This window comes from Microbacterium kyungheense (genome assembly GCF_006783905.1).
GTDB classification, from domain to species: Bacteria; Actinomycetota; Actinomycetes; order Actinomycetales; family Microbacteriaceae; genus Microbacterium; species Microbacterium kyungheense.
The window spans coordinates 873,199-899,562 of sequence record NZ_VFPE01000001.1 but is presented as its reverse complement, the minus strand read 5'-3'; the positions used below and the strand labels follow the sequence as shown (position 1 = coordinate 899,562).

Here is a 26,364-nt window from a genome sequence, read left to right as displayed (position 1 = left end):
GCCGCACGCTCACGCGCGGCAGACGCGTTGATCATCGCCGCCTTCGGCGCAGCGCCTCCGCGACGGTGGCGCGAGGATGACGAAGCCGGCGACCCCAGCGTCCGAGAAAACGATCCGGCTCGAACACGCCGAGGATCCTGCCCTCCGCGCCCGGGTGGTTCAGCCGCAGGTACATGCGCAGGAAGTCGCGCGCGCGGCCTTGGCCGACGTACCCGGCCCTGCGTATGAAGCGGATCTGCTCGTAGGTGTAACCGGGCGTGGTGGCGGAGAGCTCGTCGAAGTTGAACTCGAATGCAGTGTGCGAGATCGACGTGTACTCGGTGGTGGCCGCCGTGCGCGTGTGGTAGCCGAGCTCGGCGGCCGCATACGACGGCATGCGCTCGAGGATGTGGGCGAGGCCGCCATCACGATAGGCCTCCACGCCGCCGAACTCCTCATAGCGCCATTCGCGCTCGATTAGCGGACGCAGCGCCTCGGGGCGGGCGATGTACATGGACCCGTAGGGTGCGAGCGGCGAGATGTCGTCGAGCGGGACACGGATGCCGAGTGCCAGGGCCAGCTGCTCGAAACCCGGTTTGTTAGACCACCAGCCACGCCCCATCGTCGGGTAGCCGATGTGGATCATCGGCGGGTACACGAGGCCGAGACCGGGCTCTCGCTGGAAAAGTGCGAGGACGTTGGCGGTGTACCCAGGGCTGGCCAGCAGGTTGTCGAACTGCTGCGCCTTGAAGTGCCGACCCACATTGAAACCGTCCTGCGGGGTCTTCTTCGAGTGCAGCTTCACGACCAGGTCGTAGCGATCGCTCAGGAGCACGTCTCGGCACCCGATGAGGAACGCACTCTGATCGCGTCCGTCGTTGTTCACGACCCGAACCTCGACGTCGCCGCGCGCAGGCCGCTCGGCGATGAGGCGACCGATGGCCTCCGCTTTCTCAGCGGTCGGAGTCGTCACGACGAGGTCGTAGGCGGTCGGCAGCGTGTCGGCCAGATCAAGAATCTCGTCCGTCATCTCCTCGTAGAAGACGTGCGCCGTGACCACGATCCGGAACGGACGGGAGTCGTCGTATGACGTATCGATGTCCAGCAGAACGTCGAACAGCCCCGCGTCAGCGTTCAGATCGCGAGGCGCGACGTTCCGGCTGAGATGCCGCAGCACAAGCTGGACGGGATAGCCGTGACGCTCCGCCTTCGCCAGGGTCCATCGTCCGATGACCGAATGCCGGTCGAGGAAGGGCGGCCATTCGACGAACGGGCGGCGGCGCAGCAGGGGACACCCGGCGTCGAGCAACTCGTCGGCTGCGAGCAGCGATGCGTTCGTGAATCCGTGGTCGGCGCTGGCGTAGGCGACGTCGACGGCGTATCCACGCTCGGTGAAGTGCTCCGTGAACAACGCCTCGTGCTTGAGCACCGCATCGAAGTACGACGGCATCTGCGGAAGATCCCGCCAATACGACGCCCACGCCTCAGACAGGAACATCTCCCGCCGCACCGCGATCCAGAACGACTGCACGTGATACGGCAGCACACCCTTGCCCGTGAACGGGTTCGGCTCCTCCCGGGCATGATCTGTCATCCCCCAGAAATGAACCGCGCGCTCCCCCATCCGCTCGAACACCGGACCATACGGACGCACCGGACCGAACCACGTGTCGTTGGTCAGCAGCACCTCGTCGAACTCCGCCAGACCGGCACCCACATGATCCAGCGCCGCCTTGTGCGCCCAGATGTCGAAGCCCTCGTTCTCACGCACCAGGATCTCGTCCGACACCGGCTCCAACGCCGCGCGACCCTGATCGGTCAGCTTGCCGTTGACGACCACCAGCACCCGAGCCGCATGCTCACGCAACCCCGCCAACGCGACCGGGATGTAATCATCCACGTCGCCACGACGATCGAAAACCACATAAACCACAAGACGGCGACCACCCACAGGAAACACCCCCGGAGCGGCCACATCCATCTGCGTCTCCGACGCCGACGCCTCCGTGTCCCTCACTGCTCCACCTTCGTCTCCGGGATGCCCCGGACTCTGCGCACGACCGCCTTGCCACGGCGCATCACGCCGCGCGCGATCCTCCCGGCCGGCGACAGCACTGGGTTCAGCACCTGCATGGTGCGCGGATGGTTGGTCCGCATGTACATGCGCGTCATCGCCACCATGCCACCCGCCCCCATCCAGCCCGCGCGGTGAAGGTACTGGATCTGATCGACCGGATATCCCGGTGTCGTCGACGACAGCTGATCGACCTTGTACTCGAGCGAGACGTGACTGATCGCCGCGTGCTCCGGCGTCAGCACGGTGCGCGTGTGGAATCCGAGCTCCCCCGCAGCCAGGGGCACCATGCGCTCGAGCACCTTGCTCAGCTCAGCACCGCCCTTGGACGGCTTGATGAACTCGTCGTAGGTCCAGTCGGCTTCGGTGAGTAGGCGCAGGGCCGCCGTGCGCGCGATCCACATGCCTCCCAGCGGCGCCAGCGGGGAGATGCCGTCGAAGGGCACTTCGATCCCGAGCATCTCGGCGATGTCCTTGCCGCGGTCGCGGTACGCGTGCCAACCGCGACCCGGAGTGGCATATCCGATGTGCATCGGCGGGGGGAAGACGAGGCCGAGGCCCTGCTCGCGCTGGAACAGGCCGAGGATGTTGGCGACGTGCCCCGGGCTCAGGAGCAGGTTGTCCAGCTGGTACCGGCGGAAGTAACGCGTGGCGTTCACGTTGCGCTTGCTGGGCGTGCGCCCATGCACCTTGATGACGAGGTCGTGCTCGCCCGCGCGCAGGACATCGCGCCAGCCGATGAAGAACGCGCTCATGTCCCGTCCGCGGCGCGCCGGCGTCCGGCGCACCTCGCGACGCCCCGCCTGCGGGAGCTCGGCCGCGGCCACGAGGCGCTCGACCTCCTGGACGTCGACGTCGTCGACGATCGACACGAAAAGGTCGAAGGGCACGGGGATGCTCCCCACCCGTCTGAGCACGCGGACGACGGCTGCTGCGGAACCTGCGTGCACCATCACCGCCACGCGGAACGGGCGCTCGGGATCGTACGAGACATCTACGCCGGGCAGCACCTCGAGCATGCCGACATCGGCGTTGAGCGTCTTCGGTGCGACATTGCGGGCGAGGTTCTGGAGGATCACCTCGACGGGGTAGCCGTGCTCGGCCACCCGGACGAGGTTCTGTCGTCCGATGACGGCATGACGATCAAGGAAAGGCGGGTAGTGGAAGAACGGGCGACGCTTGAGGACGGGGCATCCGTCGGCCATCAGAAGGTCGGGATTGAAGAGGGCGGGATGGTCGGTGGGGTAGTCGGCGCTGGCGTAGGCGACGTCGACGGCGTATCCACGCTCGGTGAAGTGCTCTGTGAACAACGCCTCGTGCTTGAGCACCGCGTCGAAGTACGACGGCATCTGCGGAAGATCCCGCCAATACGACGCCCACGCCTCAGACAGGAACATCTCCCGCCGCACCGCGATCCAGAACGACTGCACGTGATACGGCAGCACACCCTTGCCCGTGAACGGGTTCGGCTCCTCCCGGGCATGATCTGTCATCCCCCAGAAATGAACCGCGCGCTCCCCCATCCGCTCGAACACCGGACCATACGGACGCACCGGACCGAACCACGTGTCGTTGGTCAGCAGCACCTCGTCGAACTCCGCCAGACCGGCACCCACATGATCCAGCGCCGCCTTGTGCGCCCAGATGTCGAAGCCCTCGTTCTCACGCACCAGGATCTCGTCCGACACCGGCTCCAACGCCGCGCGACCCTGATCGGTCAGCTTGCCGTTGACGACCACCAGCACCCGAGCCGCATGCTCACGCAACCCCGCCAACGCGACCGGGATGTAATCATCCACGTCGCCACGACGATCGAAAACCACATAAACCACAAGACGGCGACCACCCACAGGAAACACCCCCGGAGCGGCCACCGATCGGCCGGCGACCTCGACTGCTTCTGTCATCCGTGCGTACTCTCCACCGTCGATCGCTGCTGGGCGGCGCGATCGCGCGCCGCGGCCGGAGTCGATCTTAGACCGCGGGCTGGTTGGCACCCTGGGCGAGTGCCTTGAGCAGATATGCGCCGTACCCGCTCTTGACCAGTGGCTCGGCGCGCTCGCGCAGCTCGTCGTCGGTGAGGAACCCCATGCGCCACGCGACTTCCTCAGGGCAGCCGATCGACAGCCCCTGGCGCTTCTCGACCGTGCGGATGAAGTCCGTCGCCTCGCTGAGCGAGTCGAATGTGCCGGTGTCGAGCCAGGCGGTTCCGCGTGGCAGGAGCTCGACCTTGAGGTCGCCCCGCGTGAGGTACGCCTTGTTCACATCGGTGATCTCGAGCTCGCCGCGCGGCGAGGGCTCCAGGTCTTTGGCGATCTCGACCACGTCGTTGTCGTAGAAGTAGAGGCCCGGCACCGCATAGTTGCTCTTGGGGTGCACCGGCTTCTCCTCGAGAGACACCACGTTGCCGGCGTCGTCGAACTCGACCACGCCGTAGGCCGTGGGATCATCCACCCAGTAGCCGAAGACGACCCCGCCGGTGAGGTGGGTGTACTGCCGCAGCCGCGTGCCCATGCCCTGGCCGTAGAAGATGTTGTCGCCGAGGACGAGAGCCGCGGAGTCCGATCCGATGTGCTGTTCGCCGAGGATGAACGCCTGCGCCAGGCCGTCAGGCGACGGCTGGGACTTGTAGGTGATCGAGACTCCGAAGCGACTGCCGTTCCCGAGCAGCCGCTGGAACTGGTCCGAGTCCTGGGGTGTGGTGATGATCAGGATGTCCTGGATGCCGGCCAGGATGAGGGTCGACAGCGGGTAGTAGATCATCGGCTTGTCGTACACCGGGACCAGCTGCTTTGAGATTCCGAGGGTGATCGGGTGAAGGCGCGAGCCGGTGCCGCCTGCCAGGATGATTCCACGCATGCCACTAGTCTCGGGTATGGCACCGGGGTGGGCCAAACCTCGGCGAGCACCCCTCCCCGGTATTCTGGAACGATGCGCAGACTCCTGGTCACTGGCGGTGCCGGTTTCATCGGCTCGAATTTCGTCCACCACGTCCTCGAGCACACCGACGATCACGTCACGGTCCTCGACAAGCTGACGTATGCCGGCAACCTGGCCTCTCTCGAGGGGCTCCCATCGGACCGGTTCGTCTTCGTCCAGGGCGACATCGCCGATGCGGCGCTCGTGGACGAGCAGTTCGCGCGGGCGGATGCGGTGGTCCACTACGCCGCCGAATCCCACAACGACAACTCGCTTCACGACCCTCGGCCGTTCCTCGACACGAACATCATCGGGACGTACACGCTGCTCGAGGCCGCACGCAAGCACGGGACGCGTTTCCATCACATCTCCACCGACGAGGTGTACGGCGACCTGGAACTGGACGATCCGGCCCGCTTCTCCGAGACGACGCCCTACAATCCGTCGAGCCCATACTCGTCGACGAAAGCCGGGAGCGACCTGCTCGTGCGCGCGTGGGTGCGCTCTTTCGGTGTGCGCGCCACGATCTCGAACTGCTCCAACAATTACGGCCCCTACCAGCACGTCGAGAAGTTCATCCCGCGGCAGATCACGAACGTCATCCGCGGCATCCGTCCTAAGCTCTACGGTGCCGGCGAGAACGTCCGCGACTGGATCCACGCCGATGACCACTCGTCGGCAGTGCTCACGATCCTCGACAAGGGCGAGATAGGCGAGACGTATCTCATCGGCGCGGACGGCGAGAAGAACAACAAGGACGTGGTCGAGCAGATCCTGCAGCTGATGGGCGAGCCGAAGGACGCGTACGACCACGTCACCGACCGCGCCGGCCACGACCTTCGCTACGCCATCGACTCGACGAAACTGCGCGAAGAGCTCGGCTGGCGGCCCTCCTATGGGGACTTCGAGGCGGGTCTCGCCGCGACCATTCGGTGGTATCGCGACAACGAGCAGTGGTGGGCGCCTGCCAAGGACGGCGTCGAGGCGTTCTACGCGTCGAAGGGCCAGTGAGCATGGCCGCGGGTGAAGGCATCGCATTCGGCAAGGGTTTGACGCGGATCGAGACACCGATCCCGGGCCTCGTGGTCTTCGAACTGCCGGTGCACGGAGACGCGAGGGGCTGGTTCAAGGAGAACTGGCAACGCGAGAAGATGACGGCGGCGGGACTCCCCGATTTCGGACCCGTGCAGAACAACGTCTCGTTCAACGACGCCGTCGGCACGACGCGGGGCATCCACGCCGAGCCGTGGGACAAGTGGGTTTCGGTCGCGACCGGCCGGATCTTCGGGGCATGGGTCGACTTACGCGAAGGCCCCACGTTCGGTCAGGTGTTCACGACGGAGATCGATCCCTCCCGGGCGATCTTCGTACCCCGCGGCGTCGGCAACTCGTATCAGACCCTCGAGCCCGACACCGCCTACACCTATCTCGTCAACGACCACTGGTCTCCCGACGCCTCGTACAGCTTCCTCAACCTCGCCGATGAGACAGCAGCGATCGCCTGGCCGATCCCGCTGGCCGACGTCGAGATCTCCGCGAAGGATCGCGAGCACCCGCGTCTCGCGGACGTGACCCCGGTCCCCCCGAGGAAGATCCTGGTGGTGGGCGCGGCCGGTCAGCTGGGACTCGCACTGCGTCACGCCCTCGGAGAGTCCGACCACGTCGAGTTCGCGACGCGCGCCGACCTGGACGTGACGGACCCCCAACTCGGGGAGGCGCGTCGCTGGCGCGATTACGGGGTCATCGTCAATGCGTCGGCGTACACCGCCGTCGACGTCGCCGAGACCGCCGACGGCCGCCAGGATGCCTGGGCGGCGAACGTGACGGGCGTCGCCGGTCTCGCTCGCATCGCCGCAGCCCATGGGATCACTCTCGTCCACGTGTCCAGCGACTACGTCTTCGACGGCACCCTCGGCCGTCCTTACCGCGAGGACGATCCGTTCTGTCCGCTGGGGGTTTACGGCCAGACGAAAGCCGCCGGCGACGCCGTCGTCGCCACCGTTCCCCGCCACTACATCGTGCGAACGTCGTGGGTGATCGGCGCCGGGAAGAATTTCGTCCGCACGATGGCATCCCTCGCCGATCGCGACGTAAACCCGAGTGTCGTGGACGACCAGATCGGTCGGCTCACGTTCGCCGACGACATAGCCCGCGGGATCCGTCATCTCCTCGACACCGAGCAGCCCTACGGGACCTACAACCTGACGAGCGCGGGGGACGCAGCGTCCTGGGCGGACATCGCTCGCGACGTGTTCCGGCTGACCGGGCATGACCCGGCGCGAGTTCACGGCGTGTCCACCGCACAGTACTTCTCCACCGCCACCTCGCCGATCGCCCCGCGGCCGAAGTACAGCGTCCTGGATCTCACGAAGCTCAGCAGCACGGGCTTCACGCTCGCATCAGCACCCGACGCGCTGGCACGCTACCTCGCCACCGCTTTGTGAAAGTGTCGGCCCCCACGTCGTCGCGCATCGCCAGCCTCGATGGGCTCCGCGGTACGGCGGCGTTGATCGTGCTCCTGCACCATGCCCTGTTGACGATGTCGGGGTTCGCGGCCGTGTACTGGGGTCTTCCCGCTCCCGCCTTCGCGGCGCCTTTCGCCTACACACCCCTGCACGTCGTCTGGGCCGGGCCCGAGGCCGTCCTCGTCTTCTTCGTGCTGAGCGGCGTCGTGCTCACGCTGCCCGCGACCCGCCGGAGGTCGCTGCCCTGGGCTGCGTACTACCCGAGCCGCCTCATCCGGCTGTACCTGCCGGTCCTGTTCGCGGTCGCATTCGCGGTCCTCCTGGCACGGCTCTGGCCCAGGGCGACCGATGGACGGTACAGCCCGTGGGTCCAGATGCACAACGAGGCGCCCACCGTCGCGAATGCACTGCACAACGCCTTCCTCCTCAACGGGACGACGTGGCTCAACAGCCCGTTGTGGTCGTTGCAGTGGGAGGTGCTGTTCTCGCTGCTGCTCCCCGTGTACGTCTTCCTTGCGGTCCGTTGGGGGCGCGACCAGTGGCTTCTCATCGGCTGCGGCCTGGTCGCTCTGATCGTCGCCGGGGAAGTCACCGGTATCGTCGCCCTGCGCTACCTCCCCTACTTCGGCCTGGGCTCGCTCGTCGCGGCGAATCTGGAGGCCCTCACGGGCCTCTCGGATCGCTTCGACCGATCGAGGCGGAGCACCCTGGCGCAATCCGCCCTGGCCGCCGGTGCGCTGATCCTGCTGACGTTCAGATGGTGGCCTGGGAACCTGCTGCCCGCCCCGGTCGCTCAGTTCAGTGGCGCGATCGTCGCGGTCGGAGCAGTTCTCGTGGTGCTGGTCGCGGTCTGTCTTCCGGGGGCACGACGCGTCCTGGCGTCACGCCCACTCATGGCTGCGGGAACGATCTCATTCAGCCTGTACCTCGTCCACGAGCCGATCCTGGTGACGCTCGCCGTGGTCACGCCGCCGGACATGTCGTGGATCGCGCCGCTCGCGGGGATCCCTCTCGCGATCGCGGCAGGCTGGCTGTTCTACATCGTCATCGAACGCGGCACCCATCGTCTGGCGCGCGCCGTCGCTCGTGCGATCAAATCACGGCCGATCAAGCCGTCGGCGTCGTCGCGTGTCGGTGAGAGCTGACCGCCGAGCACGGCAACTCCCGGGCGCGCGCACTCCGCGGAGCGCGTCCGATCAGACGGATCACGGCACTGTCACATCGCGGCAGCCCATGAAGGTGTGCCCGCCTGCACCGGTGTTGATCGCGTAGACGCACACAGTGTTCTTCCCCGACGGCATCGCGATGAACTCGGAGAACCCGTGGCTGTCGCCGAGCCGGTATGCGGCACCCACGTCGGCGCGCGGCTTGTTCGCGGTGTACTCGGTGCCGGTAGCACCTACATAGATGTGGACCTTGATCGACGCGGTGGTATCGGGATCCAGCGCCCATCCCGACACCGTCGCGCCGCCGGCGGCGGCCGTCACGCCCTCGAAGTTGCCGAGCGGCGCGCGCCCGAGATCTGGCGCGGACTCGACCACTGTCGCGGATCTGCAGCCCAGGAAGGCGTGTCCGCCGACACCGGTGTTGATCGCGTATGCGCACACCTGCGTCGTGCCGGCCTGCAGCGTCAGCTTCTCGGCGAAGCCGTGGTTGGGGCCTGCTGACGGATAGCTGGCCGCGACGTCGGCGCGGGGCTTGTCGGCGGTGTACTCGGTGCCGGTGGCTCCGACGTACAGGTGGACCTTCGTCGGCGCGGACGTGTCGGGGTCGATGGTCCAGCCCGACGCGGTCGCGGTGTTGCCGCTCACGGTCAACGCCTCGAAGTTGCCGAAGGGAGCGCGGCCGAGGTCGGGTGCGGTGTCGACGACGGTGGCCGCCTTGCAGCCGAGGAAGGCATGCCCACCCGCACCGTTGTTTATCGCGTACGCGCACACCTGGGTCGTGCCCACGGGCAGCGTGACCTTCTCGACGAACCCGTGGTTGGTCCCCGTCCCGGGGTAGGCGGCGGCGACATCGGCGCGCGCCTTGTCGGCGGTGTACTCGGTGCCGGTGGCTCCGACGTACAGGTGGACCTTGATCGGCGCCGACGTATCGGGATCGATCGCCCAGCCGGAGGCTGTCGCCGAACTGCCGCTCACGGTCAGAGCCTCGAAGTTGCCGAACGGGGCGCGTCCAAGATCCACGGAGCCCGGCACCGTCACAGTCTGGCAGCCCAGAGGCGTGGTCCCTCCGGGACCGATGTTGATCGCGTAGGCGCACACCGAGCGGACGCCCGGCGAAGCCGGAAGCTTGGCGGCGAAGCCGTGGTTGGCGCCGTACGCGGGATAGCTCGCCGTCAGTTCGCCCCGCGCCCGGTCCGCGTTGACAGCCGTGCCGACCGCATCGACGTAGAGGTGGACCGAGGTCGGTCCGGTGCTGTCGGGGTCGATCGCCCAGCCGCTCACTTCGACGCCGCCATCGACCACCTTGACGGTGTCCAGCTTGCCGGTGGGCGGGCCGCTCATGGACTCGATCTGCTGGCACTCCAGCAGGACGTTCGCACCTTGACCGGCGTTGATGCCGTACACGCAAACGTTGGTCGGACCGGCCCCCACCGCAGGGACCTTGACGTCGAATCCATGTCGGCTGCCGACTGCAGGATACGCGGCCCCCACATCCGCGCGTTCGAGGTCCGCCGTGAACGCCGTGCTCTGCGAGCCCGCGTAGACATGGATCGAGATCGGAGCCGTGGTGTCGAGGTCGGCCGCCCAGCCGGAGACGCGGAACTCACCGGGACCGGCAGCGACGAGCTCCACGTTGCCGAACGGATTGTTGTAGCTCTGCGTCGAGTTGAACCAGTCCGTGAAGTACTGGTAGAAGTTGCGGTTGCCGTAGCTGGAGCACCCGTCGCCCTCGCCGTAGCCTGCGCGCAACGCGGCGGCGTTGGGCTGATACGGCGTGTAGTAGTACAGGTCCGCGGTCGCCTGGTTCTGGATGTAGACGGGCGACGATCCGCACGCGGCGTTGGGGTGCCAGCGGACGTTCCACGTCTTGCCCGGCGCGTACCACGTGAAGTACTGGCTCGTCCCCGGAGGGTTCGCATACCGCTTCAGCTGCCACGCGGCGCCATACACCTGGTTGAAGAACCCGTAGTACCGGGTGTCGCACGCCGCGGTGTCGGGACACCCCTGTCCCATCGCGATCGTGTACCGCCAGTCGCTCGGCCAGACGTGGGTGACGAGCCCCTGCTCCTTCTGCAGCATGACGAGGATGACCTGCGGGTTGATGCCGCACGCCTGCGCGACCTTGTAGATGATGGTTGACGCGCGCTCGCGCACTCCGCCCGCGTACGGCCCGCACATCGCGTCGGCGCCGGTCGTGCGCGACGTGTCGTACCAGTCGCGGAGACAGGTGTAGCCCGCCTGGCAGGCCGGCACCTTGGCCTCGAGGAACTGCTGGATCTGCGCCGCCGACATCGTCCCGCGGTCGAAGAACCGCGCGTCGCTGATGATGTTGCCCGGTTGGAACTGCGACAGATCCGCCGTCTTCACGATGGATGCCGGCACCGCATCCGTCGAGGCGTCGACCGTCTCGGCGGCCGAGGCGGCGGCATCCGCGTTCCCGATCGCGGGCGACGGCCCCACGGCGGGTGCCAGTAAAAGCGCCCCCACCAGGCTCAGAACACCGGCGAGCACACCGACCCACCGCCGTGCGGACCCGCGCGGCGTGTGCAGTTCTCGGCGATCCACGGAACCCAGTGTGGTTGACCAATCGCCGATTGGCCAGCATCCTCGCCGAGAGGGCGTGTCGCGCTGTCCGGTTGCGGCTACAGCTCCGCGTGCAGCGCCCACACCTTGTCGGCGGCCTCACGCCACGAGAACGCGCGGCCGCGGTCACCCGCAAGCACGCCGAGCCGATCGGCCGCAGCCGTAGACCCAAGGGCCGAAGCCAGCGCGTCACCCATCCCGGAAGCCAGCGACGCGGCATCCGCCCCCGACACGAGGACTCCCCCGTCGAATACGACCTCGTCGTGCACGGCGGACGATGCCGCGATCACCGGGACGCCGAGCGCGAGGGCGTCCACGACGCGCCACGGGAAGGCGGCGCGGCGGGAGGGCGCGACGAGCGCGACCGCACCGCCGAACACAGCCGCCCGATCCGCGACCGGAAGCACGCCGCGCACGTGGAGGCGTCTCTCGGGGATGCCGGCGGCCGAGGCCAGCTCGGCGACGGCAGGCTCGTGGCCGTCCTCGACATCGAGCACGACGAGGGGAAGGTCGACGCCCGAGGCCGCGATCGCGGCGAATCCGGCATCCAGCCCCTCGGAGGCCAGCGCGCCGGCCGCGATCAGCACGAACCCCTCGGGCAGCCCCAGCTCACGACGCCGCCCGACCTCGTCCATCGGCACGGTGAACCCCGAGGGGGCGGCTCCCGCGATCACGCGGACGCGGTCGCCCAGGCCCGGCGCGATCTCGAGCAGCCGTGCGGCCAGCGAGTGCGTCGGCGCGACGACGGCGTCCGCGTGCTTGACGGCGCGCTTCAGCATGGCCTTGTGCCACGCCGCGACGCCGCGCGGCAGCTCGGCGGACAACTCCCAGGGGCGCAGGTCCCACACCGTCACGACGGTCTGGTCGTGGTCGTGCACGCGGTCGTGGCGCACGAGCGGCGCGAACAGTGACGGCGAGTGGATCATGCCGCCGCCGATGCCCGTCCCGACCCCCAGCTGCAGGGCGGCGGCGAGTTCGCGGCGTGGCAGGGCCGTGCGGCGCACGCCGGCGAGGCCGCCCACGGCATCGAACGCCGTCTCCGCACCGCCGGACGGCGCGATCGCTTCGACCTCGCAGCCTGCGGGCGCGCCGACCACGAGGGCGCGCGCGAGCTCGCGCGACGCCTCGGCGAGTTCGGGTTCGGTGGGCGCGACGAGCTGGTCGAGCACGACGCGGAGCGTGGCGACCACGATCACTCTCCCGACGGGGTGGGGGTGGGCGGGTGCAGCGTCGACTCGACGAGCTCGGCGATGTACGCGTAGTCGGGGGCGAACTCGTCGATCCCGCCGGCGGGAGTCAGCTCGATCGTCTGGACCGGCTGCTCCTTCGCCTTGAGGGCGAGGTCGGCGAGCGTCGGGATCAGCGACTGCGGCAGGTCGGTCTTGACGAGGTCCGTGCCGGCCGCGACCACCTCGTTGAAGCGCGTCAGCACGACGTCCGGCTTGAACTGGGCGAGGATCGCCTCCTGAAGCTCCCGCTGGCGGCGCATGCGGTCGAAGTCGCTGGTCGTGTAGCGGGAGCGCGCGTACCACTGCGCGGTGTCGCCGTCCATCTTCTGCTGCCCGGGCTCGATCCAGCCGATCGCCCAGCTGTCGACGTCGTGCGGATCGACGCCCTCGGGCGGCCCGCCCTTCGGCAGGCGCTCGGTGACGTTGATGTCGACGCCGCCCAGCGCGTCGACGAGCGACGCGAAGCCGTGCATGTCGATGAAGACGTAGTACGGGATCTTGATGCCGAGAATCCCCTCGGCAGCGTCCTTGGTCGCCTCGACGCCCGGCTCCGACGCCTCGGAGATCGCCTTCGGGTAGAGCTCGTTCCCGTCCTGGCACACTTCGACCTCGGTGCGCAGCTGGTTGATGCCGCTCCCCCAGCCGCACGTCGGGTCGGCGTGGCCCTCGTGGCCGTTCGGGTAGCGGTCCTTCATCGGGCCGTCGGCGAACGGGAAGTTCGGCATGTCGCGGGGGATGCCGGTGATCGTGGTCGCTCCGGTCTCGGCGTTGATCGACACGACCGAGATGCTGTCGAACCTCATCGAGTCACGACCCTCGCCGCTGTCGGCCCCGAGCAGCAGGATGTTGTAGTACCCTTCGTCGGGCGGCACGACCGGGCCCGTGGCCCGGAAGATGCCGATGCCGCTGCGGACGGATCCGACGGCGCTCTGCGCGTAGGCCGCGGTGCCGCCTGCGACGACCATGAGGAGCACGGCGACGAAGGCGATGCCGAACCGCGCCCAGGTGCCCGTCTTGACCAGCCGCACGAGGCGGAGGGTGTCGATGGTCAGCACGATCCACAGCACGCCGTAGGCGATGATCGCCCCTTGCGCGATGAGCAGGGGCACCGGTCGCAGCAGTCCGAGCCAGTCCGGCAGCCAGGCGCCGGTGAGGATGCTGAGGCCCGCGGTCGGCGCGAGCAGCGCGAACAGCAGCGCGACGACGAGCGCCGTCCACATCACGAGCGTCGCGCCGAGCCCGAACTTGCCGAGCCTGCGGTTGCCTGCCACGGCCTGCGCCGACCCGGGGATCAGGAAGTTGAGCGCGACGAGCCACCACCCGCGTCGCGTCATGAACGCCCGGGACGAGGCATCCGGATGCCGCAGCGGGCGCTCCTCGACGACCGCCGCTGCAACGGGGCGGTTCGTGTGACGCGGCGGGCTCGCGACACTCACAAGGACTCCTTGAGCCGCCGGTTCTTGAGCTCGACCTGGGCTTCGAGGTCGCGGGCGTAGGCCTCGACGCGATCGGCGACCTCGGGGTCTCCCGTCCCGAGGATGCGGGCGGCGAGCAGCCCGGCGTTCTTGGCGCCGTTGATGGAGACGGTCGCGACGGGGATGCCGGCGGGCATCTGCACGATGCTCAGCAGCGAGTCCATGCCGTCCAGGGTCGCCAGCTGGACCGGCACGCCGATGACCGGCAGCGCGGTCACCGATGCCAGCATGCCCGGCAGGTGGGCCGCACCGCCGGCACCCGCGATGATCGCGCGGAGACCGCGTGCGCGGGCTTCACGCCCGTAGCGCATGAGCTTGTCGGGCGTGCGGTGGGCAGAGACGACCTCGACCTCGTGCGGGATGCCGAAGTCGGTGAGCGCCTGGGACGCGTCGCTCATCACCCGCCAGTCCGAGTCGGAGCCCATGACGACCCCGACCAGCGGTGTGTCGGAGGAGTGCAGGGGGGATTCGAGCGCGCCGGTCACCCGTCAAGGGTAGGGGTGATGGCTGGAAGATCCCCGCAACGGCGCGGCCCTTCGACGCGCTCCAGGGCTGCTGCCAGGCTCGGACCCGGTCAGTCCAGGAAGACGGCGACCGCGGCCCGCGCCTGGTACGCGACATCGTCGAGGTCGTCGCCGACGACGTTGACGTGCCCCACCTTGCGTCCGGGACGCGGCGCCTTGCCGTACGTGTGCACCTTTGCCTGCGGATGCTCGGCCATCGCGGTCGCGAAACGCTCGTCGAGAGAGCCCTCGACCGGACCGCCGAGGACGTTGACCATCACCGACCAGGCGGCGAGGGCCGTCGTGTCGCCGAGCGGCAGGTCGAGCACGGCGCGGAGGTGCTGCTCGAACTGCCCGGTCACGGCGCCGTCCTGGCTCCAGTGGCCGCTGTTGTGGGGCCGCATGGCGAGCTCGTTCACCAGCAGACGCTCGTCGGTGGTCTCGAACAGCTCGACCGCCAGCATCCCGGTCACTCCCAGCCCCTCCGCGATGGCGGTGCCGATCTGCGCGGCCACCTGGGGCAGACGCTCCCCCGCGTGCGGCGCCGGAGCGATCACCTCTGCGCACACTCCGTCGCGCTGGACGGTCTCGACCACCGGGTACGCGCGCATCGCGCCGGAGGGGCGACGCGCCACCTGCTGTGCGAGCTCGCGGGTGAACTCGACGAGCTCCTCCACCAGAAGCGCTCCGCCGTGGGCGTCCTCGGCGAGGGTTGCGAACCAGTCCGCCGCCTCGGTCCCCGCCGAGACGACGCGCACGCCCTTGCCGTCATACCCGCCGCGCGGAGTCTTCACGACGGCGCGGCCGCCATGGTCGTCGATGAAGGCCTGCAGCTCGTCGGCGTCGGTGACGGCCGCCCAGTCGGGCTGCGGCATCCCGAGCTCCTGCAGACGTGCCCGCATCAGCAGCTTGTCCTGCGCGAAGCGCAGCGCGTCGGGCCCCGGATGCACGGCGACCCCCGCCTCGACGAGCGCGGCGAGCACGTCCTGCGGCACGTGCTCGTGGTCGAAGGTGATGACGTCGACGTCGCGTGCGAACTCCAGCACGGTGGCGGCGTCGCGGTAGTCGCCCACCGCCGTCGCCGCGAGGGATGCCGACATCCCGGCGTCCTCGGCGAGCACGCGGAGCTCCACTCCCAGCTCGACCGCCGGCGCGATCATCATGCGGGCCAGCTGCCCGCCCCCGACGACTCCGACTCGCAGCGTCATGCGACTCCCTCTCGACTGCCTGCATCCATCATCCCGCACGGACAGGACGGCGCGGGACCTACGCGAGAGGGGTGGTGGGCGCGGTCGGCGGAACGGGCGGCGGCGGACCGGGCGGCAGGGGCTGCGCGTCGCGGTGCGCGAGGATCTGGTTGACCTCGACCTGGTCGACCAGCGCCTCGTGGACGAGTGCGACCGACGGGATGTCGGCGAGGCGCATCGGCTCATCGACGCCGTTGCGCAGCGTGATGGTGCCGGCTCCCCACATGCGCTGCAGCAGCCCGCGCTTGACGGTGAGCGTGTACCCGCGGACATGGGCGAGCTCGCGCCGCTTGGCGGCGAACATCCCGCGCCGCTCCAGCACCCGCCGCGTCGTGATCGTGTACACGTGGCCCCACCAGGCGAGGAACGGCAGCACCACCAGCAGCAGCACGACGGCTCCGGCCGCTGCCAGCAGCATCCAATTCTGCAGACCGGCGGGCAGGTTGCCGTAGAAGTACCCGCACGCTCCCGCGATGGCGATGAGCACCAGCGCCGACCAGAGCAGGCGACGCGCGTGCCCGCGGAACTTCGCGACCAGCAGCTCAGGCGTGGGCGCGCCGGGGGCCGGGGTCAGCGGCCTGCCGCCCAGTCCCATCGGCTGCGTCATGGGTCCATTGTGACCGGAACCGCCGACAGGCGCCTGCGAAACCGCCGTGTCGCGTCAGGTGGTGCGGCGCACATGGACGACGTCGCCGGCCGACACCGCGCTCTCGAACTCCCCGTCCTGCAGCACGACGAGGCGGCCATCGGCATCGATGCGCTGCGCGCGGCCCCGCAGCGTCTCGCCGTCCGGCAGCGAGACCGCGACGTCCGCGCCCACCGTCCCGCACAGCGCCTCGACCTCGGCGAGCACGCCGGCGGCGGCCGCGTCGCCGTGCGCGGACGCGAGCGCGCCGAGCTGCTCCGAGAGGGCTCCGAGGTAGTCGGCGAGCAGGCGATCCTCGTCGCACTCTTGTCCGAGGGCCGCGAACGAGGTGGCGGTGTCGACCGGAAGATCGACCGCGGGCATCCGCGTGTTCACCCCGGAGCCGATCACGACGACATCGGGATGCGCGGGGACGATCTCGGCGAGGATGCCGCACACCTTGCGGCCGTCCACCAGCACGTCGTTGGGCCACTTGAGGGTCGTGGAGTGCACGGTGCCCACCAGCTGCGCGGCGACGGCGCGCGTCATGGCCGCCCCGGCAACGAGCGGGACCCAGCCGCGAGCAGCCGGCGGAATCGCGGCGACGTCGACAACGACCGACACGGCGAGGGCGGAGCCGGGCGGCGTCACCCACGTGCGGTCGAGCCGGCCGCGTCCGGCACGCTGATCGGTGGTGAGCAGCAGCGAGAGGTGCGGCCACTCCTCCGGTGCGTCGGTGACGTGGCGCACGACGTCCGCATTGGTCGAGTCCGTCGTCGGCACGACCTGGACACGGGGGCTGACGGCGGCGGCGAGGGGGTATCCCTCCAGCGGGAACGACATGACCACACGGTACGCCCCGGCCCGGATCGCCACCGCATCGCGCGAAGAGAGACAGTGGATGCCGCAACCCCTTGTGCGAACCCTCCAACGGATCGCGGGAGCCCGCCGATAGGGTGGAATCCGTGACCGAGCAGCCCGACCTCTCGACGACCGCCGGCAAGATCGCCGACCTCCGCGCGCGCTACCAGGAGGCCGTCCTCGACCCCGAGGACGCCGCCAAGCAGAAGCAGCACGCGAAGGGCAAGGGCACCGCCCGCGAGCGCATCGAGCAGCTGCTCGACACCGGCAGCTTCGTCGAGCTCGATGAGTACGTGCGTCACCGCACGACGGCGTTCGGCATGGACCGCTCGCGCCCCTACGGCGACTCGGTCGTCACCGGCGTCGGCACGATCCACGGCCGCACGGTCGCGGTGTACTCGCAGGACTTCTCGACCTTCGGCGGATCGCTCGGCGAGGCTGCCGGCGACAAGATCATCAAGGTCATGGAGTTCGCGCTGCGCAGCGGCATCCCGATCATCGGCATCCTCGACTCGGGCGGTGCGCGCATCCAGGAGGGTGTCATCGCGCTCGGCAAGTACGGCGAGATCTTCCGCCTCAACACCGCCGCCTCGGGCGTCATCCCGCAGATCTCGATCATCATGGGCCCGGCCGCGGGCGGCGCGGTCTACTCCCCCGCGCTCACCGACTTCGTGGTCATGGTCGACAAGACCAGCCAGATGTTCGTCACCGGCCCCGACGTCATCAAGACGGTCACCGGCGAGGACGTCGGCATGGAGGAGCTCGGCGGTGCGCACACGCACAACACCCGCTCGGGCGTCGCGCACTACCTCGCCGAGGACGAGGACGACGCGATCGACTACGTCCGCTCGATGCTCGGGTTCCTGCCCGACAACAACATGGCCGAGCTGCCCGTGTACGAATCGGGCTTCGAGTTCGAGACGACCGACGCGGACCGCGCGCTCAACACGCTCATCCCGGACTCGCCGAATCAGCCGTACGACATCCACCAGGTGATCCGCGGCATCGTCGACGCCGAGGACTTCCTCGAGGTGCAGCCGCTGTTCGCCCCCAACATCGTGATCGGCTTCGGCCGCATCGAGGGACGCTCGGTGGGCATCATCGCCAACCAGCCGTCGCAGATGGCGGGCACCCTCAACATCGAGGCCGGCGAGAAGGCGAGCCGCTTCGTGCGGTTCTGCGACGCATTCTCGATCCCGATCGTCACCCTCGTCGACGTTCCGGGCTACCTTCCCGGCACCGACCAGGAGTGGACGGGCGTCATCCGCCGCGGCGCGAAGCTGCTGTACGCCTACGCCGAGGCGACGGTGCCACTGGTGACCGTCATCCTGCGCAAGGCGTACGGCGGGGCGTACATCGTGATGGGCTCCAAGCAGCTCGGCGCCGACATCAACCTCGCATGGCCGACCGCCGAGATCGCCGTCATGGGCGGCCAGGGCGCGGTCAACATCCTCTACCGCGGCGAGATCAAGCGCGCCGAAGAGGCCGGCGAAGACGTCGCCGCCGTCCGTGCGCGGCTTGCCAGCGAGTACACGTACAACGTGGCTTCGCCGTTCCTGGCCGCGGAGCGCGGCGAGCTCGACGGCATCATCGAGCCCGCGCAGACCCGCGTGTCGATCGCGAAGGCCCTGCGTGCCCTCCGTGGCAAGCGCGCGAGCCTGCCGCCCAAGAAGCACGGGAACATCCCGCTGTGAGCGTCGCCGACGACGAGAAGGATGCCGGCGGCCCCGGTGTCACGATCGACGTGCGCCGCGGGGCGCCGACCGAAGAGGAACTCGCGGCGCTCATCGCCGTCGTCAGCCAGGCGTACACGGGCGAGGCCTCCGAGGCGGTCGCCGAAGAGACGCGCTGCCGCAGCGGATGGGAGCTGTCGGCCCGATCCATGCGACAGCCGCTGAACCGCGACCTCGGGTGGGGCCGTTTCGGCTGAACCCGTCGGTCACGGAGCCCGGTCTGTTTCGGCGGACAGCTTTGTCCCCCGAAATACCTACAGACAATCTTCTTGCGGCCCGGAGATACTTGTCTTGCTGGAACGCTTCTGCGTTCGGTCGATCCGAATCCGCTCAGCGGATATCCCGGATCCGGCCATGCGGACGGTTTTCGGGTAACCGTCCGCCAGGCGAGGGGCGGGCGGCTTCGCCGCCCCTCGCCTCCTCCGGTCACGTTCCCCGCCTGGCTTCCCCTCCCCCTGCTGGGCGGGGGACGAATCCGGCTTCTCGCCGCCACGCCGTCGCCCTGAGGGATGCCGCGCCCCGGCATCCCGTCCACTCAGCGGTCAGCGGCCGGGGTGAGGGATCTCGCGCCACAGGTCGACGGCGTCCTCGTCGCTCGGGCCCCCCACCGACATGGAGCGGCCGACGACCGTGACGGCGATCCGCGCGTCGGGAGAGGTCCGGATGTAGAGACGGTCCGAGCTGGCCGAACGCAGCGTCTCTGCCAGCTGCGCACGGATGACGCTGAGCGTCTCTTCGTCCACGCCGTCCAGACCGCCCTCGTCGAGGACCGTCACGTTGGCGCCGCGGCGGCGCGCGCGCTCCAGCTCGGCGCGGACGTCGTCGTCGAGCAGACGCGGCCCCCGCATCTCGTCGCGGAGCCGCCCCTCCGCCAGGCGCGCCTCGAGACGGTCGGCGTCGGTCAGGTGGCCGGCATGAGCGACGGTGCGCGTCAGCACGGGCCCGGCGACCGCGAGGGCCTTCTGGACCTGCACGCGCCGTTCGCGCTGGCGCACCACCTGAGAGGTCTGCCACGCCGAGGCCGCCCGCTGCAGCCGCGTCAGGCGCGACGTGTCGCGCGCGGCGCGGTCCATCGACAGCACGAGCAGCTGCGCGCACGCGACCCACACGACCGAGCCGACGAGGCCGAGCGACAGCGCTCCGAGCGGCCCCATCCAGGCCATCGACGCGACGGTCAGCAGCGCGATGCCCGACCACGCTGTCCAGGGCCGCCGGCGCACCATGACGATCGTCATGAGCGCCCCGATGCCGCCCAGGTACCACGTGGCGAACGGCTCGGTGCGGTTGCCGGGACCGACGGCCAGGGCGATCGCGCTCGGGACGATCGCCGCGCATGCCAGTGCCAGCACCTGGGCGAGCGGCGGCAGTGAGCGGGGTCCGCGGATGCCGTCGATCGGCGTCTGCGACTCCGTCTCTGCCACCGGCGCCGGGATCGCACTCTCGTCGGTCGCACCCGCCGAGAGCACGTACCCCGAGGTGGGCTCCCAGAACACGCACAGCCACGTCGTCACCAGGTAGAGCGCGAGCGCGGCGACCACGATGAGCGGCTGCGGGACATCGCTCGTCGTCCACCACAGACCACGTGCCGCGAGATAGGCCGTGAACGCCACCGCGAGCAGCATGAGGACGTTCTTGACGCTGATCACGCGACGCCCTCCTGCCACGAGAGGTGCACGGACGTGCCGTGCGCGTCGGTCTCCAGGTCGGCCTTGCCGCCCACCGCGGCCACGCGCGCGACGATCGACGCCCGGATGCCGAGGCGGTCGTCGGGCACCGCTTCGAGGTCGAAGCCTTCCCCGGCATCGTGCACGTCCACGCGCACCCGGCCGTCGGCCGCAGACAGCGCCACACCGAGTCCGGCACCGCCGGCGTGCTGCAGCGCGTTGGCGACCGCCTGGGTGGCGGCCAGCGACAGCGCCCGGGCGACGCGGCCGGGCAGCGGCGGGCTGCCCGGTGCGATGTCGCGCTGCACGTCGACCTCGACGCCGAGCTCGCCGGCGGCGGCCTCGATGTCATCGGCGAGCTGGTGGGCGTCGCGGGGTTCGTCGGTGCCCTCGTGCGCATCCTGCTCGGTGTTCGCGAGCCGCGTGAGCGCTTCGCGCGCCATCGCCGCGGCCAGGGTCCGCTCGCGCGGCGTGGTGGCCCGCTCCGCGGCGATGAGGGCTGCCAGGACGCTGTCGTGCATGAGCGCCGCCACCGCCACGCGCTCCTGCTCGGCGGCGTCTGCGGCGGCGGCCCGCGCGTACGACGACACCGCGCGCGCACGCGTCTCGTCGACGTTCACCGCGACCGAGCGGAACAGCCAGCCGAGCGTGAGGATGACCCCGCCGAGGATCAGCGCGAACGAGACGTCGAGGGTGACGGCGATCCAGTAGTCCGTCGTGAAGCCGCCCTGCATGAGCCGCACGAGTCCGAACAGCACCGGGGCGAGGATCGTCCACCCGATCTGCAGCGGGAACGGGAACGCCAGCACGGCGGCGAGGGTGGCGAGATTGACGAGGTACCAGATCCACGGTTCGTCGAGGGTCTGCGGCGCGATCCCCTCCGTCGCGATCGGCCACGCGGCGAGCGCCAGCATGTACACGAGCGCGAACGCCCCGGCCGCCAGCCGCACGCCGCGCCCGATCACGCACGCGAGGATCATGATGCTCAGCGATCCGAAGACGGCGATCATGAGCGCCTCATGCCAGCCGGGCCGCTCGTCCGACGGCCCGAGGGCGGTGATGAAGGCCTGCACGCCGAGCACGAGGGATCCGAGTCCGCCCGCCACCAGCGAGATGATGCGCTCGACGCGCGAGCGCGTAAAGGATCCGATCCCCGCCGTCGCCTCGCGCGAATGCGGGATCTGGGCCCACGCGGTGTCGAGCACCGCGGTCTGCCCGTCAGCGGCCACGCGCGATGTCCCCCGAATCGGACGCCGGCTCGTCGATCAGCCCGTCCTCCACCGCACGGTGGAGCAGGTCGATCTTGGTGGGCGCCGGGCGGCCCACTTCCACGTACTTCACGCGGATGCGCGTGATGTTCTCCTTCGCGGTCGAGTAGGCGATCCCGAGGCGATCGGCGACGGCCTTCAGCGGCAGACCCGCGGCATACAGCCGCAGCACCTCCCGCTCGCGGGCGGCCAGCTGGGCATCGGCGAAGTCGCGGTCGCCTTCGACGGCGCTGGCCCACTCTACGTTGTTGAGCGGCTCGCCGCGTGCCACGGTGCCCACGGCGGCGATGACGTCGCCGATGGGCGACGACTTGCTGACGACGCCCGCCGCGCCCGCGGCGAGCGCCTCGCGCACGGCCGCCGGACGGTCGGCGACGCTGTGGATGATGACGCTGGAGCCGTCGCGCACCAGCCGGACCACGTTCTCGGTGACGGTCGTGCCGTCGCCGAGGGTGAGATCCAGCACGACGACGTCGGCGGGCGCCTCGCGCGAGAGCGCCCGCCAGTCCAGATACTCGGTGACGGTGTTGCCCGAGAAGGCGACCTCCATGTCGCCGATCCGCGCGCACGCGGCTTCCAGCCCGAGCCGCACCGACTCGTGGTCGTCGATGAGGGCCACGTGCGTCATGCCGACAGCCTAGCGAGAGCCGCCAGGGCGGGTCAGGACCGCGACCGCCTCGACATGGTGCGAGTTGGGGAAGAGGTCGAGCGCGTCGACGCGTGCGAGCTCGTAGCCGCCGGCGCGGAAGGTGGCGACGTCGCGCGCCAGCGCCACGGGATCGCAGGCGACGTAGACGACCTTCTCGGGCGAGAGCGCCGTGATGTGCTCGACCACGTCGCGTCCGGCTCCGGCGCGGGGCGGGTCGAGGAGCACGACTCCGCGAGAGAGCCGCTCTCGTTCAGAGGGGGATGCCTCCGCCGCGAGCCGCGCCAGCCAGCGGTCGACGCGCGCCGTCTCGGCACGGGATCCGACCCATTCCGCGAGGTTCTCACCGGCGTGCTCCGTCGCCCGCGCGTCCGACTCGACGCTCGTCACGCGGGTCGCGGGACCGCCCAGGTCGCCGAGCGTCGCGGCGAACAGGCCCACGCCGCCGTAGAGATCGAGGTGCCAGGCGTCCGGGTCGATCGACGGACCTTCGGGGTGCGCCTCCTGCAGGACGGCGGCCACGTGCTGCGTGAGCGTGTGCGCGGCGAGGCGGTGCACCTGCCAGAAGCCGCCGGCATCCACGCGGAAGTCGCGCCCGCCCGCACGCTCGATGACGACCTCTGACTCGGGCCCGCGCGACGCCGTGCGTGCGCCGCCACGGCGGCGGGAGGGATCCTTCCCCCGCTCCGGACGCGGGAGCACCCGGACCCGTCCGTCGGCGGGCTGCACCAGGTCGATGCGACCGGGCTCGCCGCTGCGCAGCTCGAGGGCCGCGCGCTCGATCTGCGCGGTCGCGAGCGGGTAGTCGAGGTCGGTGATCACGCGATGACTGCGCGCGGCGTACGGGCCGATGCGCCCGTCGGCGTCGACGTGCAGGCTCACGCGGGTGCGCCAGCCGGTGCCGTCCTCCGTGTCTGCGGCGAGCACCTCGCCGGACTCCGACAGGGCCGGCGACGCGGCCGCGATGGTCGCGACGGGCGCCTCGATGCCGCCGAAGCGCTGGAGGGCGTCGAGCAGGACCCGTGTCTTGAGCTCGCGCTGGTGCGACAGCTCGATGTGGCCGAAGTCCGCGCCACCGGGGCGATACTCGGGCTCGACGTCGACGTCGGCCTGCCGCCACACGTGCAGCTGCCGATGCGGCGAGGCATCGAGCACCTCGAGCGTCTCGCCACGCCAGAACGACTTCTTCGCGGTGTCGGTGAGGCGCACGCGCACCGTCTCGCCGGGGATCGCGTCAGGAACGAAGACGACGCGCCCTCTGCCCTCCGCATCGGCACCGTGGCGGCCGACGAACACGCCGCCGTGGGCCACATCGGTGATCTCGAGGTCGATGACGTCGCCGGCTGCACTCACCCGTCGAGCCTACGCCGCGCGCCGTGCCGCGTACGGTGGGGGCATGCGCGTCTGCCTCGCCTCGACCTCGCCCGCCCGGCTCATGCTGCTGCGACAGTTCGGCATCCGCCCTCTCACCCTGGCTCCCGACGTCGACGAAGAGGCGGTGATCGCCGCGGTCGAGGCCGCTGAGGAGCGCACCCTGGCGCCCGACGAGCACGTGCTGCTGCTGGCACGGCGCAAGGCCGCGGACGTGGCCGCGCGGCTCCACGACGACATCCCTGACTTCGACGGCATCGTCATCGGCGGCGACTCGATGTTCGAGCTGGACGGCGAGGTCCTGGGCAAGCCGTACACGCCCGAGAACGCCACCGCCCGCTGGCGCGCGATGCGCGGGCGCACCGGCGTGCTGCACTCCGGCCACGCCGTCGTGCGCGTCCAGCCCGGACAACCCGCCCGCGAGGTCCACGCGACGGCCGCGGCATCCGTCTCGTTCGTGGAGGACGTGACGGATGCCGAGATCGAGGCGTACGTGGCATCCGGCGAGCCGCTGCACGTGGCCGGCGCCTTCACCGTCGACAGCCTCGGCGGGGCGTTCATCTCGCGGGTCGACGGCGACCCGTCGACCGTCGTCGGCATGTCGGTGTCGACGCTGCGCCTGCTCGTGCGCGAGCTCGGGGTGGAGTGGACGGCCCTGTGGAACACCGTCGACCCGTCCCTGGAGGGCACGCCGGCTTTGTAGTAGGAATCCCACGTTTCTCTTCGGTTCTTGTACGAAGCGCTCAAAAGACCGAGGAAGTGCGTCGGTAGGCTGGCATCCATGCCTCAGATCGCCAAGGTTCTCGTTGCCAACCGCGGCGAGATCGCCGTTCGCGTCATCCGCGCCGCTCGTGACGCCGGGAAGGCGTCGGTCGCCGTCTACGCCGACCAGGACCGCGACGCGCTGCACGTGCGTCTCGCCGATGAGGCCTACGCGCTCGACGGTGCGACTAGCGCCGGCACATACCTGTCGATCGACAAGATCCTGTCGGTCGCCCGCCGCTCGGGCGCCGACGCGGTGCACCCCGGCTATGGCTTCCTCGCTGAGAACGCCGACTTCGCGCGCGCCGTGATCGCGGCGGGTCTCGTCTGGATCGGGCCGTCGCCCGAGGCGATCGAGGCTCTCGGCGACAAGGTGACCGCCCGCGCGGTCGCCGAGAAGGTGGGCGCCCCGCTGGCCCCCGGCACCCCCGGTCCCGTCGCCGGTGCCGAGGAGGTCGTGGCCTTCGCCGAGACCGTCGGCCTGCCGATCGCGATCAAGGCCGCCTACGGCGGCGGCGGACGCGGCCTCAAGGTCGCCCGCACGATCGACGAGGTGCCCGAGCTCTTCGAGTCGGCCACGCGCGAGGCGATCACTGCCTTCGGCCGGGGCGAGTGCTTCGTCGAGAAGTACCTCGACAAGCCGCGCCACGTCGAGACGCAGTGCCTCGCGGATGCCGCGGGCAACGTCGTTGTCGTCTCGACGCGCGACTGCTCGCTGCAGCGCCGCCACCAGAAGCTCGTCGAGGAGGCGCCGGCGCCGTTCCTGACGGAGGCCCAGAACGAGATCCTCTACTCGGCGTCCAAGGCCATCCTCAAGGAGGTCGGCTACGTCGGCGCGGGGACGTGCGAGTTCCTCATCGGCGCCGACGGAACGATCTCGTTCCTCGAGGTCAACACCCGTCTGCAGGTCGAGCACCCGGTCTCGGAGGAGGTCACCGGCATCGACCTCGTGCGCGAGCAGTTCCGCATCGCGGAGGGCGAGGAGCTCGGCTACGACGATCCCCAGCCCGACGGCCACTCGATCGAGTTCCGCATCAACGGCGAGGACCCGGGTCGCGGGTTCCTCCCCCAGCCCGGCCCGATCCACGTCTTCAAGACCTTCGGCGGACCCGGCATCCGCCTCGACTCCGGCGTGACCGCCGGCGACAGCGTGAGCGGTGCCTTCGACTCGCTGCTCGCGAAGATCATCGTGACCGGCCGTGACCGCGCCGAGGCGCTCGAGCGCTCGCGCCGCGCGCTCGACGAGTTCGAGGTCGCCGGCCTTCCCACCGTGCTCCCGTTCCACCGCAAGGTCGTCCGCGACGCCGCGTTCACTGCTGAGGACGGCGTGTTCGGCGTGTACACGCGCTGGATCGAGACCGAGTTCGTGAACGACATCGCGCCCTGGGACGGCGAGCTCGAAGCGCCCAAGCCGGCCGAGGCGCGCCACACCGTCGTCGTCGAGGTCGCCGGCAAGCGTCTCGAAGTCAGCCTGCCCGACCGCGTCGCCCCCGCTCCGGGCCTGTCGGGACGCCCCGCCGCCGTGCCGCCGTCGCGCCGCTCGCACGCCTCGTCGGTCGTCGCCGGCGCCTCGGGCGACGCCGTCAAGTCGCCCATGCAGGCGACGATCGTGAAGGTCGCCGTCGAAGAGGGCCAGCAGGTCGTCAAGGGCGACCTGGTGGTGGTGCTCGAGGCCATGAAGATGGAACAGCCCATCCAGGCCCACAAGGACGGCGTGATCGGCGCGATCAACGCCGACCCCGGGACCACCGTGTCGGCCGGTCACCAGCTCCTCACCATCTCCTGACGTCCGCT

21 protein-coding genes are annotated in these 26,364 nt (G+C 69.9%); 7 read left to right on the top strand and 14 right to left on the bottom strand.

The window, feature by feature from the left end:
• Positions 1-31: 31 nt before the first annotated feature.
• The 3 genes from FB391_RS03925 to rfbA all read right to left on the bottom strand — a co-directional run bounded on the left by FB391_RS03925 (position 32) and on the right by rfbA (position 4,912).
• A complete protein-coding gene (locus FB391_RS03925; RefSeq protein WP_246093342.1) occupies positions 32-1,996 on the bottom strand; it encodes a rhamnan synthesis F family protein in 1,965 nt (654 codons plus the stop codon).
• Positions 1,993-3,852, bottom strand: coding sequence for a rhamnan synthesis F family protein (locus tag FB391_RS03920; protein ID WP_185842927.1), 1,860 nt, complete (start codon positions 3,850-3,852; stop codon positions 1,993-1,995). Before FB391_RS03920 ends, FB391_RS03925 begins: the two co-directional genes overlap by 4 nt.
• A 175-nt stretch (positions 3,853-4,027) precedes the next feature.
• Complete coding sequence (gene rfbA / locus FB391_RS03915; RefSeq protein ID WP_141892961.1) at positions 4,028-4,912, bottom strand: glucose-1-phosphate thymidylyltransferase RfbA; 885 nt, start codon at positions 4,910-4,912, stop codon at positions 4,028-4,030.
• 72 nt (positions 4,913-4,984) lie between these two features.
• Here rfbA and rfbB point away from each other — a divergent pair, with 72 nt between their 5' ends.
• From rfbB to FB391_RS03900, 3 genes are read left to right on the top strand one after another with little or no spacing between them, the layout of a single operon-like run.
• Complete coding sequence (gene rfbB, locus FB391_RS03910) at positions 4,985-5,983, top strand: dTDP-glucose 4,6-dehydratase (protein ID WP_141892960.1); 999 nt, start codon at positions 4,985-4,987, stop codon at positions 5,981-5,983.
• A 2-nt stretch (positions 5,984-5,985) separates the two neighbouring features.
• Positions 5,986-7,416: a sugar nucleotide-binding protein gene (locus tag FB391_RS03905; protein ID WP_141892959.1), complete on the top strand. Its 1,431-nt coding sequence runs from the start codon at positions 5,986-5,988 to the stop codon at positions 7,414-7,416.
• The gene (locus FB391_RS03900; RefSeq protein ID WP_342778175.1) at positions 7,413-8,582 is read left to right on the top strand and encodes an acyltransferase family protein; all 1,170 of its coding nucleotides are present in this window, start codon (positions 7,413-7,415) and stop codon (positions 8,580-8,582) included. The genes FB391_RS03905 and FB391_RS03900 overlap by 4 nt, the downstream gene beginning before the upstream one ends.
• A 60-nt stretch (positions 8,583-8,642) precedes the next feature.
• Here FB391_RS03900 and FB391_RS03895 read toward each other — a convergent pair whose 3' ends face one another.
• The 7 genes from FB391_RS03895 to FB391_RS03865 all read right to left on the bottom strand — a co-directional run bounded on the left by FB391_RS03895 (position 8,643) and on the right by FB391_RS03865 (position 17,108).
• Complete coding sequence (locus tag FB391_RS03895; protein ID WP_141892957.1) at positions 8,643-11,168, bottom strand: hypothetical protein; 2,526 nt, start codon at positions 11,166-11,168, stop codon at positions 8,643-8,645.
• Between the two features lie 77 nt (positions 11,169-11,245).
• A complete protein-coding gene (locus tag FB391_RS03890) occupies positions 11,246-12,376 on the bottom strand; it encodes a glycosyltransferase (RefSeq protein ID WP_141892956.1) in 1,131 nt (376 codons plus the stop codon).
• A 2-nt stretch (positions 12,377-12,378) separates the two neighbouring features.
• Entirely contained in the window at positions 12,379-13,851 is a 1,473-nt protein-coding gene (locus FB391_RS03885; protein WP_141892955.1) for an LCP family glycopolymer transferase, read from the bottom strand.
• Positions 13,848-14,315 carry a 5-(carboxyamino)imidazole ribonucleotide mutase gene (gene purE / locus FB391_RS03880; protein WP_141893636.1) on the bottom strand — a complete coding sequence of 156 codons (468 nt, stop codon included), beginning with the start codon at positions 14,313-14,315 and terminating at the stop codon, positions 13,848-13,850. Before purE ends, FB391_RS03885 begins: the two co-directional genes overlap by 4 nt.
• 149 nt (positions 14,316-14,464) lie before the next feature.
• Positions 14,465-15,601 (bottom strand): 5-(carboxyamino)imidazole ribonucleotide synthase, encoded by a 1,137-nt coding sequence (locus tag FB391_RS03875; protein WP_141892954.1) that lies wholly within the window; start codon positions 15,599-15,601, stop codon positions 14,465-14,467.
• A 58-nt stretch (positions 15,602-15,659) separates the two neighbouring features.
• The gene (locus FB391_RS03870; protein ID WP_141892953.1) at positions 15,660-16,247 is read right to left on the bottom strand and encodes a PH domain-containing protein; all 588 of its coding nucleotides are present in this window, start codon (positions 16,245-16,247) and stop codon (positions 15,660-15,662) included.
• 54 nt (positions 16,248-16,301) lie between these two features.
• Positions 16,302-17,108, bottom strand: a complete 807-nt coding sequence (locus FB391_RS03865; protein WP_141892952.1) for a biotin--[acetyl-CoA-carboxylase] ligase — start codon at positions 17,106-17,108, stop codon at positions 16,302-16,304.
• A 122-nt stretch (positions 17,109-17,230) separates the two neighbouring features.
• Between FB391_RS03865 and FB391_RS03860 the strand changes: the two genes are divergently transcribed.
• A complete protein-coding gene (locus tag FB391_RS03860; RefSeq protein WP_425462934.1) occupies positions 17,231-18,820 on the top strand; it encodes an acyl-CoA carboxylase subunit beta in 1,590 nt (529 codons plus the stop codon).
• Positions 18,817-19,056 carry an acyl-CoA carboxylase subunit epsilon gene (locus FB391_RS03855; RefSeq protein WP_141892950.1) on the top strand — a complete coding sequence of 80 codons (240 nt, stop codon included), beginning with the start codon at positions 18,817-18,819 and terminating at the stop codon, positions 19,054-19,056. Before FB391_RS03860 ends, FB391_RS03855 begins: the two co-directional genes overlap by 4 nt.
• A 345-nt stretch (positions 19,057-19,401) precedes the next feature.
• On the opposite strand, the gene FB391_RS03850 is transcribed toward FB391_RS03855, so the two are convergent.
• The 4 genes from FB391_RS03850 to FB391_RS03835 are packed head-to-tail and all read right to left on the bottom strand — an operon-like array spanning position 19,402 to position 23,790.
• Positions 19,402-20,505 carry an MFS transporter gene (locus FB391_RS03850; RefSeq protein ID WP_185842925.1) on the bottom strand — a complete coding sequence of 368 codons (1,104 nt, stop codon included), beginning with the start codon at positions 20,503-20,505 and terminating at the stop codon, positions 19,402-19,404.
• Positions 20,502-21,752 carry a sensor histidine kinase gene (locus tag FB391_RS03845; RefSeq protein ID WP_185842924.1) on the bottom strand — a complete coding sequence of 417 codons (1,251 nt, stop codon included), beginning with the start codon at positions 21,750-21,752 and terminating at the stop codon, positions 20,502-20,504. The genes FB391_RS03850 and FB391_RS03845 overlap by 4 nt, the downstream gene beginning before the upstream one ends.
• Positions 21,742-22,419: a response regulator transcription factor gene (locus FB391_RS03840; RefSeq protein ID WP_141892949.1), complete on the bottom strand. Its 678-nt coding sequence runs from the start codon at positions 22,417-22,419 to the stop codon at positions 21,742-21,744. The genes FB391_RS03845 and FB391_RS03840 overlap by 11 nt, the downstream gene beginning before the upstream one ends.
• A gap of 9 nt (positions 22,420-22,428) precedes the next feature.
• Complete coding sequence (locus tag FB391_RS03835; protein ID WP_141892948.1) at positions 22,429-23,790, bottom strand: class I SAM-dependent RNA methyltransferase; 1,362 nt, start codon at positions 23,788-23,790, stop codon at positions 22,429-22,431.
• A 43-nt stretch (positions 23,791-23,833) separates the two neighbouring features.
• On the opposite strand from FB391_RS03835, the gene FB391_RS03830 reads away from it, so the two are divergent.
• Together FB391_RS03830 and FB391_RS03825 are read left to right on the top strand one after the other, a co-directional pair.
• Complete coding sequence (locus FB391_RS03830; RefSeq protein WP_141892947.1) at positions 23,834-24,511, top strand: Maf family protein; 678 nt, start codon at positions 23,834-23,836, stop codon at positions 24,509-24,511.
• A 78-nt stretch (positions 24,512-24,589) separates the two neighbouring features.
• The gene (locus tag FB391_RS03825) at positions 24,590-26,356 is read left to right on the top strand and encodes an ATP-binding protein (RefSeq protein ID WP_141892946.1); all 1,767 of its coding nucleotides are present in this window, start codon (positions 24,590-24,592) and stop codon (positions 26,354-26,356) included.
• Positions 26,357-26,364 lie beyond the last annotated feature (8 nt).